This is a genomic window from Treponema denticola, assembly GCF_024181405.1.
GTDB lineage: Bacteria > Spirochaetota > Spirochaetia > Treponematales > Treponemataceae > Treponema_B > Treponema_B denticola_D.
This window is the reverse complement of sequence record NZ_CP051302.1, coordinates 1,523,561-1,542,862: the sequence shown is the minus strand read 5'-3', so window position 1 is coordinate 1,542,862 and position 19,302 is coordinate 1,523,561. Positions and strand designations below refer to the sequence as shown.

At 39.6% G+C, this 19,302-nt stretch carries 15 protein-coding genes and 1 pseudogene; 8 read left to right on the top strand and 8 right to left on the bottom strand.

Features of this window, described 5'->3' with window-relative positions:
• Positions 1-26: 26 nt before the first annotated feature.
• Positions 27-1,322: an L-cysteine desulfidase family protein gene (locus tag HGJ18_RS07325; protein WP_253695352.1), complete on the top strand. Its 1,296-nt coding sequence runs from the start codon at positions 27-29 to the stop codon at positions 1,320-1,322.
• Here HGJ18_RS07325 and pbpC read toward each other — a convergent pair.
• Positions 1,319-3,628: a penicillin-binding protein 1C gene (gene pbpC / locus HGJ18_RS07320; RefSeq protein ID WP_253695351.1), complete on the bottom strand. Its 2,310-nt coding sequence runs from the start codon at positions 3,626-3,628 to the stop codon at positions 1,319-1,321. The genes HGJ18_RS07325 and pbpC overlap by 4 nt on opposite strands.
• 159 nt (positions 3,629-3,787) lie before the next feature.
• Between pbpC and HGJ18_RS07315 the strand changes: the two genes are divergently transcribed.
• Positions 3,788-5,845 (top strand): S9 family peptidase, encoded by a 2,058-nt coding sequence (locus tag HGJ18_RS07315; RefSeq protein ID WP_253695350.1) that lies wholly within the window; start codon positions 3,788-3,790, stop codon positions 5,843-5,845.
• Positions 5,846-6,048: 203 nt separating this feature from the next.
• Here HGJ18_RS07315 and HGJ18_RS07310 read toward each other — a convergent pair whose 3' ends face one another.
• Positions 6,049-6,432: an ankyrin repeat domain-containing protein gene (locus HGJ18_RS07310; protein WP_253695349.1), complete on the bottom strand. Its 384-nt coding sequence runs from the start codon at positions 6,430-6,432 to the stop codon at positions 6,049-6,051.
• 1 nt (position 6,433) lies between these two features.
• The gene (locus HGJ18_RS07305; RefSeq protein WP_253695348.1) at positions 6,434-11,992 is read right to left on the bottom strand and encodes an alpha-2-macroglobulin family protein; all 5,559 of its coding nucleotides are present in this window, start codon (positions 11,990-11,992) and stop codon (positions 6,434-6,436) included.
• Between the two features lie 358 nt (positions 11,993-12,350).
• Between HGJ18_RS07305 and HGJ18_RS07300 the strand changes: the two genes are divergently transcribed.
• Positions 12,351-12,479: a hypothetical protein gene (locus tag HGJ18_RS07300; protein ID WP_002690892.1), complete on the top strand. Its 129-nt coding sequence runs from the start codon at positions 12,351-12,353 to the stop codon at positions 12,477-12,479.
• A 100-nt stretch (positions 12,480-12,579) separates the two neighbouring features.
• Positions 12,580-12,741 (top strand): annotated as a pseudogene (locus HGJ18_RS07295) (PD-(D/E)XK nuclease family transposase); the annotation flags it as partial.
• 43 nt (positions 12,742-12,784) lie between these two features.
• Here the strand turns inward: HGJ18_RS07295 and HGJ18_RS07290 are convergent.
• Complete coding sequence (locus HGJ18_RS07290; protein WP_002690889.1) at positions 12,785-13,537, bottom strand: Rpn family recombination-promoting nuclease/putative transposase; 753 nt, start codon at positions 13,535-13,537, stop codon at positions 12,785-12,787.
• Between the two features lie 301 nt (positions 13,538-13,838).
• Between HGJ18_RS07290 and HGJ18_RS07285 the strand changes: the two genes are divergently transcribed.
• The 4 genes from HGJ18_RS07285 to HGJ18_RS07270 are packed head-to-tail and all read left to right on the top strand — an operon-like array spanning position 13,839 to position 16,454.
• Positions 13,839-14,552, top strand: coding sequence for an energy-coupling factor transporter transmembrane component T family protein (locus HGJ18_RS07285; RefSeq protein ID WP_253695347.1), 714 nt, complete (start codon positions 13,839-13,841; stop codon positions 14,550-14,552).
• Positions 14,540-15,325, top strand: coding sequence for an energy-coupling factor ABC transporter ATP-binding protein (locus HGJ18_RS07280; RefSeq protein WP_002675584.1), 786 nt, complete (start codon positions 14,540-14,542; stop codon positions 15,323-15,325). Before HGJ18_RS07285 ends, HGJ18_RS07280 begins: the two co-directional genes overlap by 13 nt.
• An 18-nt stretch (positions 15,326-15,343) precedes the next feature.
• Entirely contained in the window at positions 15,344-15,937 is a 594-nt protein-coding gene (locus tag HGJ18_RS07275; RefSeq protein WP_002668179.1) for a CbiM family transporter, read from the top strand.
• 31 nt (positions 15,938-15,968) lie between these two features.
• Complete coding sequence (locus tag HGJ18_RS07270) at positions 15,969-16,454, top strand: hypothetical protein (protein ID WP_253695346.1); 486 nt, start codon at positions 15,969-15,971, stop codon at positions 16,452-16,454.
• A gap of 63 nt (positions 16,455-16,517) precedes the next feature.
• On the opposite strand, the gene HGJ18_RS07265 is transcribed toward HGJ18_RS07270, so the two are convergent.
• The 4 genes from HGJ18_RS07265 to aat form a co-directional block, all read right to left on the bottom strand.
• Positions 16,518-17,807 (bottom strand): MFS transporter, encoded by a 1,290-nt coding sequence (locus HGJ18_RS07265; protein WP_253695345.1) that lies wholly within the window; start codon positions 17,805-17,807, stop codon positions 16,518-16,520.
• A gap of 24 nt (positions 17,808-17,831) precedes the next feature.
• Positions 17,832-18,233, bottom strand: coding sequence for a type II toxin-antitoxin system tRNA(fMet)-specific endonuclease VapC (gene vapC / locus HGJ18_RS07260; protein ID WP_253695344.1), 402 nt, complete (start codon positions 18,231-18,233; stop codon positions 17,832-17,834).
• Positions 18,233-18,463 (bottom strand): hypothetical protein, encoded by a 231-nt coding sequence (locus HGJ18_RS07255; RefSeq protein WP_002668190.1) that lies wholly within the window; start codon positions 18,461-18,463, stop codon positions 18,233-18,235. Before HGJ18_RS07255 ends, vapC begins: the two co-directional genes overlap by 1 nt.
• 81 nt (positions 18,464-18,544) lie before the next feature.
• Positions 18,545-19,285 (bottom strand): leucyl/phenylalanyl-tRNA--protein transferase, encoded by a 741-nt coding sequence (gene aat / locus HGJ18_RS07250; RefSeq protein ID WP_253695343.1) that lies wholly within the window; start codon positions 19,283-19,285, stop codon positions 18,545-18,547.
• Between the last annotated feature and the right edge of the window lie 17 nt (positions 19,286-19,302).

Genomic DNA, 19,302 nt, shown 5'->3' with positions numbered 1-19,302 from the left:
TTTATTTTTTAATATGGAGAAAGGATATGAGTTTAGATAACGCAAAAAAAGAAAAATATGTTCAAATTCTAAGAGAAGAATTGGTTCCGGCCCTTGGATGCACGGAGCCTATTGCTATTGCCTACACAGCTGCCAATTTACGAAAAATCATGGGCGGTATTCCCGATGAGATTTTAATTGAAAGCAGCGGTAATATCATTAAAAATGCAAAGTCGGTTATTGTACCTAATACCGGCGGAATGAAGGGAATGGAAGCTTCTGCCCTGATAGGTCTTATCGGTGGAAATGCAGATAAGGGTTTGGAAGTATTGGCCGATGTTACCGAAGAGCATGTAAAGCTGGCTCATGAGTATTTAGCCAAGTCATGCACCAAGCTTAAACTAATGGATACGCCTGCAAGCCTTCACATAAGAATTACAGGCAAATTAAACGGAGATACCGGAGTTGCCGAGCTCATTCACCAGCATACAAATATCGTACTTTTAAAAAAGAATGACGAAATTATTTTTGAAAAGCCTTTTAGCCTGGAGTCTGCCGCAGGTGCTTTAACCGATAGAACTTGTTTAAACGTAAAAGATATTTTGGAATTTGCAGATACTGTCCCTGTTGATGAGGTTTCTCCAATCATTATGAGGCAGGTTGAATATAATATGAGAGTTTCAGAGGACGGTTTAAAAACTTCCTACGGTATTGAAACGGGGAAAAATATTTTAAAGTATAACCAGAAGAAGGGTGATGATTTTTCTGTTAAGGTTCAAGCGGAAGGTGAAGTCGCAGCAGCCTCCGATGCCCGTATGTGCGGCTGTTCTTATCCGGTTATTACCAATTCGGGAAGCGGAAATCAGGGCTTAGCCGTTTCGGTGCCCGTAGTTGTATATGCCCGCGAAAATAAGTTAAGCGAAGAAAAACTGATCCGCTGTTTGATTGTAAGTAATCTTTTAGCCATTCACCAAAAGACTGGAATAGGCAGACTTTCTGCTTATTGCGGTGCGGTAACTGCCGGAGCTGCCTGTGCTGCTGCAATTACCTATATGAAGGGCGGCTCTTATGAACAGGTATGCGGAACAATAGTAAATACTCTGGGTACCGTATCGGGAATCCTTTGTGACGGAGCCAAGCAGTCCTGTGCCGCCAAAATAGCCTCCGCCTTGGACTCGGCTCTTTTTTCTCACGAGCTTGCTATGGATGGAAACTTCTTTGCAGGAGGTGACGGCATAGTCAAGGATGACATCGAAAAAACCATAGCCGGCATCGGTGTTGTTGCCGCCCAAGGTATGCACAAAACCGACGAAGTTGTGTTACAGGTTATGCTTAAAGACTAATTTTCATTTAGAACATAAAAAATTCTTTTACGGGTATTTCCCCTGTTGTCCGTAAGGGTCAGCTCATGTCTGCCCCTTAGGGCCGCCCTTAAGGGCGCCCCTAAGGGCTGAATCTTCATTTGATGATAGGATTTTGTACTTCCTAAATATTCTCCGTCCAAATCCCAGTAGATGACTGCATCGGGATTTTTATGGGCGGCTTCTGCAACCAAGGCTCCAAAAGAGCCGTCAAGTTCTGTCGGAATATAAACCGAGGTTCCGTCTTCGGGAAATAAAATTTCAAACTCGCCTGCATTTGATGCCGTACTTTCGGGAAGCCATTGGGGGAGGCTCTTATACTCCGGATGGCCCTGTTTATAAAAATATTCTGCAGCAGCAGGAAGAACAAACCTGTTTTCTATTTTAGGTAATTCGTTTATGTCGTTTGCCTTAACTTGAAACTTGCCGTCGGGGCTTAAAGATACCTTTTTACAATAAGGGCATGTATTTTGGGTATGGCTATTTATGGGTTTTAAAACAGCCTTTGCAGTTTTACAAAATTCTCCTGCGGGGTAACCTGAGTCTGCACAAGCTTTTATAAATTCAAAATCCTTTAATTCTTTTTCGGGCCAGTCCGATTTCGGCAAGATATTAAAAATTTCAAAGAGGATTGGAGCGGCCAGTTTTGTGCTTGTAATTTCAGGCCTTCCTTCTCCCGAAGCGTTCCCGCACCAAACGCCTACGGAATATGTAGGCGTAATCCCTATAGTCCAAGCATCCTTGTTCCCGTAACTTGTTCCGGTCTTCCATGCAATTTTTTGATTTTGTGCATAAAGCTGCCATATAGCTTCTTCTTCGGGCCTGTTCCCTTCGGTCAGCACATCCATTGTTATTCTGCAAGCTCCCGGCGAAAAAGGAAATTTTTCGTCAAGTTTGTTTTGAGCTCTCAGCATCATCTTTCGATAAGTGTTTGTAATTTCGTAAAGACTTATTTCTCCTCCTCCTAAAATCAGGGGAAGACCGTACTCATCGGCCGAACGGTTAAAGGTTGTAAAGCCCGACCTTTTTAAGATATCCAAAAAGGCGGGTGTTGTAAATTCACGCAAAGCTCTTATAAACGGAATGTTTAAAGAATAGGAAAGGGCCTTGCGGGCAGGAATCGCTCCCGAATATGTGTAGTTACTGTTTTGAGGTGTGTAGCCTGCTATCTTTGTCGGAATATCTATGAGGAGTTGATCCGGTAAAATCATTCCCGCATCCAGCATTGCTGCAAACAAAAATGGTTTTAGTAAGCTACCCGAACTCCGCCTTGCATGAACCATATCGACATGCTCGTTTTTTGCATTCGGACTTTGAAGACCTGTGTTTCCTATATAGGCTAAAGTTTTTCCCGTTTCGGTATCTAAAATTAAAACGGCTGTATTGTAAACACCGCTTAAGAAATTTCTTTTAAAATGATGATCGGCAATTTCAAAAACTATTTCCTGTAAAGAATAATCCAGGCTGCTTATGTTTTTTTGATTGGAGCTTTTTGTTTTTAAAAACTCAAGGTAATGATAAGCCTTTTGAGGAATGGCCTTAGGTTTATCGGGAACGGGTTCTGTAACGGAAAGAGCATAGGTTTCCTTATCGATTTTTTTTTGTAAAAAAAGATTGTACAAGAGCCTGTCCCTCTTTTCTTTTAAGATTTCGGATTCTTTTCCCGGGCGAACCAAAGAGGGCTGATTGGGAAGGACTGCAAGGCAGGCGGCTTCCGCCCATGTTAAATCTTCAGGCCCCCTTCCGAAATACCGCCATGAAGCGGCTTCGAGGCCTACAACATTTCCGCCGTAGGGTGCATGGGAGGCGTAAATATTCAATATGTCTTTCTTGGAATAAGAAAGCTCCATAAAAAGAGATAAAAAACTTTCTCTTAGTTTTTGCTTAAAACTTCTTACCGGATTTTTTTCGGAAAGGCGGGAGGTCTGCATCGTAATTGTAGAGGCTCCGGAAACTATTTTTCCTTTTAAAATATTTTCAACTGCCGCCCTAAAAACCGAAAGAGGATCTATCCCAAAATGAAAATAAAAATTTTTATCTTCATAGCTTAGAAGGGCTTCCCTGTACTTTTCAGGCAGCTTTGAAGTTTGAGGAAATCTCCATTGCCCGTCACTCGCAGCAGATGCACCTAAAAGTTTTCCGTCGGAGCTATAAAGAGTAAAAGAATAATCGACTTGAAAGCCGGGTGTAAAAAAAAGTATTAAAGCTAAAACAATTAAGGAAGAAATAAAGGCCGGTATCGAGGCTCTTAAAATTTTTTTTATCGGCAATTTTTTCGGAAAATCCATTTTTAAGTCTCCGAGCGCCATTATAGCATAAGGTGAGGTTAAGGACAAGCATAACAGCGCTTTGATTATCTACCTGTAGACATAATTTTTTTTATCTTTATAATGTATGTTAAAGTATACAAGTTACGAATATACTTACAAAAATTTAGGAGAAATAAATTGAAACAATCCGATTTTGAAAAACCGCCTGTTGCGGAAATAAAAGAAACACGTTTTGAAAAGTTTGGGAAAACAAGAATCGATAATTATTATTGGCTAAAAGACAAGACCGATAAAAAAGTTATCGATTACTTAAATGCCGAAAATGCTTATACGGATAAGATAACGGCTTCTTCAAAGGATCTGCAAAAATCTATTTATGACGAAATTGTAGGCCGCATAAAAGAAGATGATGAAACCTATCCTGTTTTTGAAAACGGCTATTATTATTATAACCGTGTCGAAAAGGGAAAGCAATACAGAACCTATTGCAGAAAAAAAGCCTCTCTTGATGCAGCTGAAGAAATCATCTTCGATGTAAACAAAATGGCCGAAGGAAAGCAGGCTTTTATTTTCAGCGATTACGTGGTAAGCCCCGACAATAAAAAGGCTTGCTATTTTTATAACGAAACAGGCTCCTTTGCGGAATTTATTTTAAAGATACGCGATTTGGAAACCGGAAAAGATATGGGCTTCAGCTATGACGGAGCCGTTACCGCAGCTTGGGCATCCGACAGTAAAACTCTTTTTTATAGTGCAATCGACAGTACCCTGCGTTCAAGCAAGGTCTTCCGCCAAAAACTTGATGAAGAAAAAGGCACTCTTGTCTACGAAGAAAAGGATGTAAAATATTCTTGCTATGTGCATGAAACAAAGACAAAGGAATTTATTTTTATTTCAAGTTCAAGTTCTACTACCTCCGAAGAGCGTTTTATTTATGCCGATAAGCCTGAAGAAGAATTTAAAATCTTCCTTCCCCGCGTTAAGGATACCGAATACTCCGTTTACCCGCACAAGGAAAAGTTTTTTATCCGTTACAAGGACAAGCAAAACTTAAACGGCAAAATCTATTCCGCTCCTCGTTCTTCCTATTCCGATAAATCTACATGGAAGGAAGAAAGAGCTCATGACGAAAATGTACGCATTGAGGATGTGTCCGTATTTGAATCCTACCTTGTATTGGAGCTTCGTAAAAACGGCCTCATCGAGATTGAAATTAAATCGCTTAAAAACGGCGAGGTAAAAAATATTTCCTTCCCCGAACCGGTTTATACGGCTTATTTGGGCGCAAACCCGGAATATGTTTCCGATAAGGTCCGCTATATTTACACATCCTTAAACCGCCCGAGCAGCGTGTACGATTACGATATACTTACGGGAAAATCGGTCTTGTTAAAACAGCAGGAAGTTCCATCAGGTTTTAATCCCGATGATTACACTGTAGAAAGGTTTTGGGCAAAAGCTCAGGACGGAGTGAAGGTGCCTATGGCTGCCGTTTACAAAAAAGGTTTGGTAAAGGACGGCTCCGCACCTGCTCTTCTTTATTCTTACGGAAGCTACGGCTCCAGCTCCGATGTTTATTTTAGTGCAAGTGTTTACAGCCTCGTCGAGAGGGGCTTTGTTTATATTGTTGCGCAAATCAGGGGCGGAAGCGACATGGGAGAAAAGTGGTATGAGGACGGGAAGCTTTTAAAAAAGAAAAATACATTTACCGATTTTATAGCCTGTGCCGAGCACCTGATTTCTCAAAAATACACTTCTTCCGATAAGCTCGCAATCATGGGCGGAAGTGCGGGCGGTCTTCTTATGGGTGCCGTTACAAATATGAGGCCGGATCTTTTCCATTCGGTTGTTGCTGCCGTTCCCTTTATAGATGTCGTTACCACCATGCTCGACGATTCATTACCCCTTACAACGGGCGAATATGAGGAGTGGGGAAACCCGAACGAAGAAGAGTATTATAACTACATGCTTTCATATTCTCCCTACGATAATATCGAAGCAAAAAATTACCCGCACATTCTTGTAACCGGAGGCTTAAACGATTCGCAAGTTCTTTTCCATGAGCCTGCAAAATATACGGCAAAGCTACGTGCAAAGAAAACCGGAGATAATATTCTAATCCTCCACATGAATATGGAGTCCGGCCACGGCGGAGCCACAGGCCGCTATGACATGATTAAAGACACAGCTTTCGAATATGCCTTTATTCTTAACATGGTAGGAATCAATAAGTAACGATATTAGGGGGGAGAAAACACCCCGTTCCCTTACGGGCTTTTCAAGTCAGAGCAGGTTTTAGCCTTGAAGCTCTGCTGGCTGTACTCTCCCCCTATAACCCCCTCTTTTGACCTCGAAGCTACGCTGGTTGTACCCGCGCTGCCAAAATGAGTGTCGAGTAACTTTTAATCAGTAAACTCAAACAAAACGCCGTATGTTTTTTATAAAAGTTTTAGTTCCCTGTATACTTCGTCATTTTTGGCCAAAAGAGCATAATCTTTTATTGTCATGCCGTCCTGTTCTCCGCCTGTAACTTTTTCGTCTATACAGGCACCCTTTGAGATTACATAGTCAAGCATTTTTTTGTCGCCGCCTAAACCGACGGCGTGAACTATCGAAAAATTATAATCCGCTTTAATTAAGACATCTGCTCCTTTTTCGATTAAAAACCAAAATAAATCCTTATAGCCGAATTCGGCTGCTTCCATAACAGCCGTAAAGCCGTCCTTGTCTTGAGTATTAATATCAAAGCCCTTTTGTAAATAAGTTTTTATAAGCTCAATATCATTCTTTTTTGCAGCTTTTATAAATTCGGCTATATTCATACTAATCAAACGCCTTTATTCTTGTGCCTGGGAGGACGGCTCTGTAAGCATAATCGTACATAGCCTCGACAAAGATTGCCGGTATATAGTATTCTCCTCCGTATGTTACGGTTCCGGTAAACTCAAAGTTCTTTGTGCCGTAACCGTCCAAGGCAAAGTGAGTGTAAATATGAGTATCCTTTAAATCTTGAAAGTCATATAATTGCCTTGTGTTGCGCTCGTCTTCCGAATCCGTATCATCATCGCCTCCGAGCCTTGTGTTTGTAATTTCCCAGCCTGTCGGAATGGGGATTGAAAGGGTAAGGTTTTCAAGGGCGCCTTGAGTCTTATTGTCGACTCTTACCCTCATCTTAAACCTCTGTCCCTTTTTTAAGGTCTCGGGCGAAACTTCTTGATCATCCTCGTTTTGATATACAACCGAAAGTTTTAAGTTTTCTTCGATACGGGTTTCGCTTCCCGGGTTAAGTTTTCCTGCCGTGTTTATAGCAGCGAAGATAGGTGTATTTCCCGTATTCTTAATTTCCATCTTTTTTGCCGTTTCGGTATTTACAGGAATATTATGGAGTTTAGATGTATTGTTTAATTTGTCCTTGATTACATTTCCTTCGGTTACAATCTCATAGTTTGCACTCTTATTTTTGTCGAAGGCGTAGTGAGGTGCCAGGGCTAAAAGAATCCAAGCTGTTTCCTGCGTCGAAAGCCAATCGTTGCTTGACGAAATTTTAGCAAGCTTTGAAATAATGTTCGTAGTCCTTGCAGTTTCGCCGACCGTGGTGTAAGCATTTAAGATTAAAGCCAAGTCCCTGATATTGGACGAATAGTTTCCGCCCGTGCTCCTATAAACTGTGGTCGGCTCATAGAGCTTTTCGAGCATTGCCTTGGCCGTACTGCTGTGGCCTGCAAGACTATAAGCATTTGCGAGGAAGGCCTTTGATACGGAGTTGAGGTTTTGCTCCATATTTTTTAAGCGGTTCATAGCTCCTATTTCGGGTTTACCTGCAAGGGCAAGGGTGTATAAGCGGTAGGCCTGAGTTTCCATGCTGTCCGCATAGGTACCTGCCCAATTTTTTGCCATGTCGATTTGGTGAGAAAGCCAGCTTTGATAGATGCTGTCGTTTACTTCATAGCCGGCCTTTTTTGCTTCGACCATAAAGTGACCTGCATAGTTTGTAGCCCACGAAGTTTCATATCCGCCGCCCGGCCAATAGCTGAATCCTCCCGACCTAAGCTGATAGTTTATATAGCGGTTTAGAACCGAGTTTACATTGCTCTTTGCCTTATCGATTTCCGTTTGGTCTAAGGCCGTTATCGTGTTTAGGTATAATTGGGGGAAGGCCTTGGATGTTATCTGCTCGATACAGCCATAAGGATAACCTAAAAGATAGGCCAGGCGGTTTTCAAGTCCCAAGGCCGGCATTTGAGAAATTTCTACGCTTAAACTCTTTGTTCCGTTTTCGCCTTTTAGAGGAACGGTTTTAGCAAATGTTTTTCCGGCTTCAATATTTATAAGCTCGACTGTAGAGTAGGGTATTCCTCTGGAAAGCACATCTATTTCGGTAAAGGCCTTTGCCGTTTTTGAAATGCCTGAGGCCGAGGCTTCCGCCGTGAATTTGGCGATGCCTCCCTTATCCGTTTTTACCTTAAAGAAAACGGAAGAGTCGGAATTTGCAGGGATACTTACCTCTTTTGTTTCGCTTATATTTATAGCTCCTTCGCTTTTTAAAACTACCTTTGCTTTTTTTTCGGAAGAAGTTCCGTTAAAGACTGTTACGGGAACCTCGATTGTTTCTCCTATGCCCATGGTGCGGGGAAGGGTAGGCATTACGATAAGATCGCTTTTTACCTTTACGGTTTCTTCTTTTATTCCGTAGGCTCCGTCCTTTCCTGCAACTGCCATAATGCGCAAGGCTCCGATATACTGAGGAAGATCGAATTCGATTGTTTTCTTTTCTTTTGCCTTGATTTCAAAGGGGCCGAAAAAGTAAACAATGGGTTTAAAACGCTCCGCATTCTTTGAGGTCTTGTTATCTATAAAGCCTCCTCCTCCGACCGAGAGAATCGATTCTATATTGCCGCTGTAGGCTCCGATTACATATTTATAAACATCCCAAGAGGTAATTTGCGAGGACTCTTTTTTATAAAAGCTGTCCCAAGGATTGCCTGTATGGAAGGCTGTAAGACCCAAGAGTCCCTCGTCTACAACGGCAACCGTAAAGGTCATAGGTCTTCCCTTTTCTTCGCTTACCGTAAACGAAACCTTGCTATTGGGTTCATAGCTCTGTTCCGCTTGTATCACGGGGCTTAGTCTTGATAATTTGTTTTCAATCATTACAGGGGTTATTCCGTACATTCTTATGGGCAGACTGTTTTTTGTCTGGCTGTGTTCCTGTATTAAACTTACATGGGCGTAGATGTTCGGAGCCATCGAAGGATCAAGTTTTAGTTTGTACGAGAAAATCTTTCCCTTGGATTTTATCCATTCTTGTTTTAGAACCCTGCCGTTTTTTTCGAGCGTTATGAGGGCTTTTGCACCCTCGTATCCGGGGAAGGTAATTTCGGCGGTATCATCGGCGTAGTATTTTGCTTTATCGGTTGTGAGCATGATGATTGAATCGCTTGACTCATCGCTTGTTTTTCGGCTGGCCCATCCTTCCCAGTCAAAGTATACTACCTGAGCCGAGCTGTGCCCTCCGTTCGGATCTGAAACCGTAATCAAATACCTGCCCCAATCTCCATTTGAAACCTTCATATTAAGCTCGGCCTTTCCGCCCTTTGCCGAAATATTCCAGTTTTTTATATGTTGAGTGTACCTTGAATTTGTATAGTTGGCACTTTCTTCATCTGCTTCCCACCACCAATACCATTCCAGCTTATAAAGGTTTACGCTTAAGTTTACGCCTTCTTTTACGGGATTTCCCTCAGGATCCAAAACCGCAAAATATAGGGTTTGGTCCTTATTGGTGTAAAGCATATCCCTATACTCATCATCGCTTTTAGGAATCTGCATTCCGACATAGCGTGAATAGGGCGAATAATCAAAGACCTTGTTTTCCGTAGAAAAGGCTCCTGAAGGCTCGTATATTCTTGTTTCAAAAATCGCCTTTAGTTTTCCGGGGGCTTTTGCTTCGGATGAAAGATAAAGGTTTATATCGGCTTTTCCCGCATCATTTAGGGTACCTTCCCAAATTTTGTTTGAGTCTTGTTGTACGCTAAGTTCGGGATTTATAAAATTATAGTTTTTATAATTTTCAAAAGGAGTCCGGTTTAAAACATAGCGGGCTGAAATTTCGGCTTTTAAGCCGGAAGCCTTTGCCCCATGGAGCCACTCGCCTCCCAGCACTGCCTGATTGTAGCCTTCGGAAAAATATTTTGCCTTAGGATCAAGGTTTACAAAAAGACGGTTGGGTACAATGGACTCAACCTTTATGCTCTTAGACCAAGACTTTCCTCCGGCTGTAACTATTGCATACCATGTGCCGGTTTTGTCTTGAGCATTGGTTTTTGTATCTATCCTATAAAAACCGTCTACCGAAGAAGTAAAAACCTTAGTATCCGTTTTTTTGCCTAATGGGTCTTCAAGATAGAATTTAACAGGGTAATCTTTTGGGAGATTTTTTTCCAAATCCTGTAAAATAAATACAAGATGAATATCATCTCCGGGCCGCCAAACTCCGCGTTCTCCATAAATATAACCCTTAACCCCTTTTTTTGAAGACTCTCCTTCTACCTGAAAATGACTTGTAGAAAGCACTTCGGAATTAAGGGGAAGCCAGTTTACGTCTCCGCTTTTTTCGGCTCTTATAAGGAAGGCATCATTTTCATTTTTGAGCATTAGAAGCCCGTCGCCGTCGGTTTTGCCCGATTCAAATTCTTTTTGAGCAAAGTTAAATAAACTTATATTTACACCGCTCATAGGCTCGGCCGTCAATAGGTCGGCGGCACTGATGTAAAGTTTTCCTTCCCTGTCTTTTTTTGCCGATAAGCCAATGTTTGAAACCAAAATTCTTTTTATTGCCATACAGTAATTGCTGTATGACGGAAGATAAAAGGCCGGATGATTCGGGTTTTCCCTGTTTGACCAAAATTTATAACGATCTTCATCCTCTATATCGGAATTATTCCAATAATCGGTTTCGATGTTTTTAAAGTTTTCTATTTCGCTTATATCCTTGGGGAAGGGAAGGTGTGAAAACTCGTTGGATTTGGAAGGCGATTCATACATGCTGTGCTTTTTTGTAAAACTTGCACGAAGCTCGAACATACCGCCGGGGAATTTCTTTATCAGCTTGCTGAGGTCGAGGGAGTGTTGAACCGTTTTATTTTTCATCGAGCTGTTCCATTCAAGGTCAAAGCTCTGCCGCCAGACGGGTTCTCCTACGCGGTTTAGCTCATAATCTCCGTCTATAGTATTTATCTGGAGAAATTGCGTCATATTTTTATCGTAGATCTGAAAGGCTTCGAGCATAAGTCCGCTGATATTTTTTGTAGAAACAAGGACGGACATTTCCTTTGCAGGAATTATGTTTCCGGCCTTTGTAAAGCGTATTGAGGGTTTTTCCCAAGCAACCGTTATGGAAAAATCGGCTTGGGTTTCAAGTTTTTTTCCTCTTGAGTTTTTTATGCCGGGCAGTACCGATAAGCGTGTATTATCGGGGAAAAGCCCGTTTTGTGAAAAGATTTTAAGCTTATATCCGTCAATGCTGTATCTAAAAGGCATTTCGGGAGACGATTCAAGTTTTATAAAGCCCCTTAAATCTTGTGAAGAGTCCAGCATATCCGAAAAGTTTACCTGTATTTCGCTTCCCGTTTCTTGAGAAAAAGAAGTTACCTGAAAAACCGATAGGGCAGCTACATTAAAGCTTGAAGAATTTGAGCCCTCTCCGCCGAGAGCTTCCAAATTCCATGATAGATTCAATTCTTGAACTTGTTCTTTTCTGCTTATTTCTTTTATGCTGATTTTGTATTGATTGGAGGCGGCTCCTTGGCTAACCTTTATAGCAGGGTTTGACTTTGAATTTCCCATTTTTAAATCGGCCGTAAGCATTTTTTCTATTGAGGCAAGAGTTTCAGGTATATCGGTTTCGCCGATACCTTCAAATCTAAAAATATTTTCTTTTTTTTCGTCGGGGATTAGTTCTCCCGATATAAGTTTAAACTCAGGATGAGCTATGTTGAATGTGAGGTTGATTCCCTTTTTCTTTTCTGTGTTTTCGAGGAGAAGTCCTACATCCAATTCCAGGTTAAGATCGGTTTTAAAGCTGTAGGCTGATGAAGGGGTAAAGGTAATTTGATTTTTACCCATTATCTTCCATTCTCCGGAAGGCTTAGGCGTTAAAACACAGGCCTTTTCAAGGTTTTCGGGATGCTTTATTTCTTCTTTAAAAATCACATTGATAGGCTCAAGCCGCTTTAAGGCTCCGTAGCTTATGCTTTCAATGTCATCCATTGCATTTTGCAAGGCTTGGTCATTTTTTTTACAACCGGCCATAAAAACCGATGCCGACAAAACAAGAACTAGAGCTGCTAAAAGCTGCTTTGATAATGAGTTTAAATTTTTCATAGAATAATAATAGCACAGAGTCTGAAAATTTTCAATTGAGGACGAAGTTATAATTTATTAGGGGAGGAAGGACAACCCGACAGAACAGGTTTGCCTTGAAGTTGCGCCGGCTGTACCTTTTCTCCCCTAAAACCCCTCCTTCCTTTTCCGTCTGCCAAAGGGGATACCCCTTTGGAAACCCCGGACTGTTATTAAAAAAATTCTTTGCGGTCTTTGTGTCTGCTGCGGTTAAATAAAAAAAATTACCATTTCCCAAATTTCTTTTTTCAAAATTTTACTATTTATTGCAAACTCTTCATACAATAGTTATGAAAGGGGGAAAATTTTTCTCTTTTAAATAATTTTTATGGAGTTTGATATGAAAAAACTATTTAAAATCACCCTCCGCAACGACTACGCTTTTAAAAGAGTATTCGGAGTGGAAGAAGGTTCAATACAAGCTCCTAAAATAAGCGTCGCTTGTATTGAACTTAAAGTTTTGCCATAGGCAAAACTTTTGATATTTTAAGCGCTTTTTCATTTTATTACAAAAGTGTTAAAAAAATAATGCTCAGGATTTGAAAATCCTTGTGCTTATTTTTTTATAGGAAAACAAAGATGTCTTACAGGACTTGCTGGAATGTATTTTAGACATTCCGCCTGAAACAATCGCAGACTTGGAACTTCTGGATAAGGAGTTTCATAAGGATTCTATAAGCGATAAAACCGGTTCATATACCCGAAAAAGGGTCTTAGCCTTGAAGCTTCGCTGGCTGTACGCCTCGAAGTTTCGCTGGCTGTACTTCCCCTAATTTACAGTTCCTCAATTTCAGTTTCTGGAAGTCCCGTTATTTCTTTAATTAAAGCTATATCAAAGTTTTTTTGTTTCATAAGTTTTGCTGTCTCCCGCTTAACACTATCCTTAATATCCATCTCAAAAGTTGACATTAATCTATATTCTTGTCTTGCTTGTTCGTTTTGTTTTATTGTTTGTATCATAGCCTCTATCTCCCTTGTAAATTCGCTTTTTGCTTTACCTGTTTTAAGGTATTCTAAAAACTCTTTTAATTCTTTGTCTTCGGTATTTTCAAAAGCCTCTGAGTTTATTATAACCTTTTTTGTTCCGTCTTGTAAAGATATATTTTTATCTTCAATGCAGATGTTTTCAAAGATATAAATAGGTCTATTTTTACCGATAGCATCAAAAGTGCAGATAAAAATTATAAAGCTGTCGTTTAAATTATTATAGGAATTGCCCTTATCCAAGAACGAAATATCGATGGCTGCTTGGTAAAACCTCATTCTTTTGGGGGTATTCTTCTCATTACTTACCTGCATTTCAATATCATAAAATTTACCGTTCTCTGTCTGTACTAAAACATCAAATCTCACTGACTTTGCCTGTTCATAGTTTTTAATATTATGCTGTATCGAAATATATGTAATTTTACCTATTGTATCGGATAGTATCATTTCGATTAGTCTTTTGCATAAATCCGGATTTTGCATAACTTTACAAAACATAAAATCGTCTTGTAAAGTCAAATCTTCAAATCTTTTTATCATTTGTGTTCTCCTAATTTTTTCACATTCTCCCTCCTCATTATATTTATAGAAAATATTTAAAAAAAATAGTAAAATATAAAAAGGTTTTTATAAATTGGATTAAATTGTGAAAATCGGACTCAGGATGTACATTCCCCAGCCGCCATGGACGGAGGCGTTTTCCAAATTTCGAGAGTTTTAGACGCAAGTCTAAAACTCTAAGATTAAAAATGTACAAGGATGTACATTTTTAATCGCCCCCCCCTTGTCTTTCTCCTCTAAAAGTGCTATAAAATAGGAACTCAAGTCAGGTTATACGATTATGGAAAGCTTAAAAAAAGCACCTCACATAACTTTATATATTCTTTTCTTTTTTTTATTCTATCTTTCGAGCGTTAAGCACATAGAAGTTTTGATATTCTGGGTTTTTATAGTTATGTCCGTGATTTTGATTTTTTCGCCTGAAAGAATTAAGAACCTAAAATCGGTTCTGGGCGTTTTGCCCTTTGTGATAATGATTCTGCTTCCCTTCGTAATAAGGGGCTTTTACAATGTTCCTATAGAACAAAGATATTTTTCTGCAAAGCTCATTTTGCGGCTAATGTGTGCGATGATGACGATTTCCTTTATTTCTTCAAAATATTCTTACCTTTACTTGGTTGAAGGCGTTATGAAGCTCGGCCTTCCCAATTTTTTAAATCAAATTATTTCCCTTACCTTTAGATATTTTTTTATGGTAAGAACGGATCTTGACAAGACTGCAAAGGCTATGAGTGCCCGCTGTTTTGACAATGCCCGCACCTTTGCCAAAGTTTCAACCTACGGCGAAATGATAGGCGGCTTTTTTTTGAAGGCAGCGGATCACGGCGACAAGGTTTATAATGCGATGAGGGCTCGGGGCTTTACCTCCGAAACCAAATTTAAACCCGAAAAAATTGCCTCGCCCTTTTACATAGGCCTCCTTGTCTTTTTCGTTTTGCTTTTTATAGGCCTCACAATAATAGAAAGATTTATGGAGATTCCATGGCTGTTTTAATAGAAAATTTATCCTACACTTATCCCGATGGAAGGAATGCAATCAAGAATATAAATGCTCATTTTGAAAAAGGAAAGAAGACGGCCGTAGTCGGTCTAAACGGCTCCGGAAAGTCGACCCTCCTTTATCATCTTAACGGAACAATTTTGCCTCAAACGGGAAGGGTGAATATTTTGGGTGAAGAGGTTTCTAAAAAGACCTTAAATTCCGTAAGAAAAAAATCGGGCTTCCTCTTCGATTATCCCGACCATCAGCTTTTTTTGACAAGCGTTTACGAAGACATCGGCTTCGGACTAAAGAATTTGGGTATGGGTAGGGGAGAAATAGAAGCTGCCGTTGACCGTATCTTAAAAAAACTGAATATCGAGCACCTAAAGGATTATTCTCCCTATCAGCTTAGTTTGGGGCAAAAGAAGATTTGTGCCATAGCCGGTGTCCTTGTTATGGAGCCTGAAATCATCGTATGCGATGAGCCTTTTTCGGGCCTTGACAGCAAGGTAAAGGCTGCCTTTAAAGCTATCTTGGACGATTTTTCCAAAGAAGGCAAGACGATTATTTTTTCGACCCATGATCAGGATTTTTGTTATGAGTGGGCCGATAATGTTTATGTGATGAACGAGGGAGAATTGATTGCAGGAGGAGATGCCGTGAGCATTTTTAATAATGCGGAAGTGCTGCAAAGAGCTGGTATTGTTATGCCTAAACTTGCAAGGCTTTTCGGTCATAAAAATCCCGCACCCCGTTCTGTTGAAGATGCCCTAAATTTATTGTAAATAAAAGGAGAGGAATTTATGCATATATCCGATGGAGGATTATCGACGGCGGTTTGTGCCGTAGGTTATGCGGCAAGTGCGGTAGGAATTGCCTTTGCCGTCAAAGGAACAAAAGAAGAGGATATCCCGAAAATAAGTCTTATGGCGGGAACTTTTTTTGCTATTTCATTGATTATGATTCCGATACCGCCGAGCTCGGTTCATCCGCTCATGTGCGGACTGATAGGAATTATTGTCGGGCGTAGGGCGCCCCTTGCATTTTTTCCCGCACTGCTGCTGCAAGCCCTTTTGTTCCAGCACGGCGGGATTACAACCCTCGGAGCCAACACTCTGATGCTTTCTATTTCTTCAATATTATCGGCAATTATTTTTTATAATTGGAAAAGCGATAATGTGCTTTTAAAGGGAATGGTTGTCGGAGCCTTGTCTGTTATCTTTGTAGTTTTGGTTTTATCGGTTCTTCTTATGACGGGCGGAAGTTTTGCAAAAGAAACATTTATAGCTATCTTTGTTTCTCATTCCGTAGTTATGGCGGTCGAGGCTGTAATTACCGGCTTTGCTGTCAAGCTTATGATGAAGGCGAGGCCCGATTGGTTTAAACGGAATTTATAAGAAAATCAATTGTTTTTTAGAAGGTAAAATTATGAAAAAATATGCTTTAACATTATTGTTTTTGTTTGCTGTAAGCTTTGCAGCTTTTTCTCATGCAATGTTTTTGGAACTCGTCGAACCGGGAGTTTTTCAGGTTGAGTACGATGGCGGCGGTTTTACCCCCGGAACAAAGGTAATTCTTTATTCCGATGGAGGCTTTGATGTAATTCAAGAAGGCGAGGTAGACGATAAGGGATTTTACCGCTTTGATCCCTCTCTTAAAGTAATGTCGGCCGAAGCTTCGGATGGTGCAGGCCATGTAGCCTATTGGGAAGCAAGCGAAGAAGAAAGCTCGGATGAAGGCGGCTCTACCGAATCCGCTTCCGGCGATTCTTCCGCAAAATCTAAAAAAATCGGAAAAACAAAGAGGCCTAGTAAGCTCCCCACAATTTTAACCGTTTTAAATACCTGTGCCATTATTTTTCTCTTTTTTGAATTTAGAACATTTAAAAAAAAGGTCTTAGATAAAAAAGCTTAAAACAAGTGCCTAAAATATCGCCGCTCATTTTAACTTGAGTTTTGCTTATATGGGCGGCAAATTCTATATTTCACATTTTAAAAAAATTGTTATAAAACATAAAATGCCGCCGGCAAAAAGAAAGACGGGATAAAAAATGCCTATTGCAGCGATACTGCTGCCGATAAGCATTCCTATCGGAGAAGATATTTGAATCAGCACGGTATTAAAGGCAAAAAATCTTCCTGAAAATTCGGGTTGTACTTTTTTTTGGTAAAGGCTTGTTACATAGACATTAAAAACTCCCATACTGAAACCTGCAAGCAGGGCGGATGAGCTGATAATACCGCCGAGTAAGATTATATTAAATAAAAAGTTGTTTTCTTTTAAAAACCAAAAGTAAAAACCTAAAATCAAAAAAGAAAAGGCCGGCAAAACCAAAGCAAAAAATTTTATATTTTTACCGGAAACTTTTCGAGAAGCAAGGCTGCCCAGTATGTTCCCTATTCCTAAACCGAAAAAAACAATTGTTGAAAGAAGAGTTAAAAAAGATTTTTCATCTTTTAAAAATTTATTTATTACAGAAAAAGCCGACAGCCAATTAAACATAAAAACCGTCTTAAACTGATAGGTCAGTATGTTCGAAAAAATGGGTGTACAAAAAAAGTTTAAACATGAAGCCAATAATGCAAATCTTAAAAGTTCTTTTTCGCTTAAAACATAGCGGTACCCGTCAAAGATTTTTTTTAACTTTGACTCCGCTTTTTTTTGCTCATCTTTATTTTTAAAATCGTAACGAATAAAAATCTCGGATAGGGCGGATATAAAAAAAGTTATGGCATTTATTAAAATACAGACCTCACAGCCTAAGAGCATCACAAGCCCCGCAGCAAAGATTACGGCCAGCATCGAAATTAAGCTCTTACTCATTTCCAAAACCGAATTAGCTTTTTTTAAATTTTCTTTATTTATTATTTCGGGCAAAATCGCCCTGCTCGACGGTTTAAAGATGGACAGGCAAAAACCTTGCAAAACACTTATAAGGCAAAACAAAAATACCTTTAACTTAAAATCCAAATTTAAAAGAATCAAAAATAGAATAAAAATATTTAAAACTAATTGAGCCGAGTCGCTTAAATATAAAATCTTCTTTTTGTTAAAGCTGTCTACGATTGAACCCGAAAAAAGAGAAAAAACAATTCTTGAAAATTTGGCTGCAGAATAAACAAGGGCAAAATTTATAGGATTATCTGTTTGAAGGGCGACCCAGATAGAAATAGCTACGCTTCCTATCTCATCGCCTATCAGCGAAGTTATTGTACCGAAATAAATTAAAAATAAATTACGCTTTTCCGTTCTTTTTTGAATTTGCATACAAACATTCTAACCTTTGAGGACTCACTCTTCAACCCAATTTTCGAGTTTAAGAGTTTTTATCCTTTTAAATTCTTTTGTATTATTCGTTACCAAGGTTCCGTTATTATATAGAACTATTGATGCTATAAGTAAGTCATTAGGCCCGATAAGGGTTCCGCTTTTTTCCAGCTTTGAACGGATATCTGCATAGGTGTATGCCGTCTGATCCGAAAATGGCTCTACTTCAAATTCTTTAAAAAATACTTCAAGCCATTTTAGGTTTTCTTTCTTTTTGCTGCTCTTATATGCGCCCAATAAAAGCTCTGCCTTTACAATTGAAGGAAGTCTTATCTTAGAAGGCGGAATAGATAAAATTTTATTTTTGAGGGATTGATACTTTCCGTTTATAAAATAAATACAGATATTTGTGTCCAAATAATACATTATAGGAACTCCCTAGGACTGTCATCTTCCCATTTCGGCTGTTCCGGTCTTTTAAAGGTTTTATCATCTACCGATCCGAAAAGATTTATAAATTCTTTGGAGTAGGAAGGTTCAATTTGAGGAAGAATTTTTTCCAGAACCCAGCCTGAAATGGATTTGTTTGCATTTTTGGCAGCTTTTTCAATTTTTTCAAAATGACTTTCTTTTACATATAAAGATATTTGCGGCATCGCTCCATCCTCCTATAATGAGTATAAAGCTTTTTTATTTATCCGTCAAGTATACTTGCAAGTATTCTTGTTATATAAAAATCAGAAATTCAAAATCCCCAGATACCTGCTTCTCAGCATCTTAAAGCCGCCGAAGCGTTTTATGTTTTCGGAAGGGATTTGGGCATCTATTAAAATGCCCTTCTTGTTTTCAAAGAAGTCTTGGGCAAAGAGGGCAAAGGCTGTTTTGGAGGCTCCGCTTATCTCGCTGAACATGGATTCGCCTATAAAGACCTCGTTTATATAAAGGCCGTAAAAGCCTCCGGCCAATTCGCCGCCTTTCCATGCTTCGACAGAGTGAGCAAAGCCCAGCTTATGAAGAAGCCTATAAGCTTGAAGCATGTCATCCGTGATCCAAGTTCCTTTTTGCCCCTCTCGTTTGATTAGGGCACAGTTTTCTATAACCTGATCAAAGGCTTCATTTTGACTTATCCTAAAATCCATTTTTTTTATTTCTCTTTTTAGGCGGGACGGAATATGAAAAGAAGCCTTGTCGATTACAAACCGCAGAGATGGAGAAAACCAGATTATCGGGTCTTCTTCGGAAAACCAAGGAAAAAAAGAATGTTTATAGGCCGAAAGAATCATGCCCGGCGAAAGGTTTCCTCCCGATATGACCTCATCATCTTGGGATTTTTGAATATAATCTTCTTCTCCCAAGGCCTTATTAAAATCAAAAAAATCTTCGCTCTCAAGCCAAGGAAAATCCTTTTGACTTCTTTTTAAGAGTATCTTTTTTTCCGTAGAACTTAAAAGCGATAATGAAGAAAAATCGGTCTGCATTTGTTTTTACTAAAAAG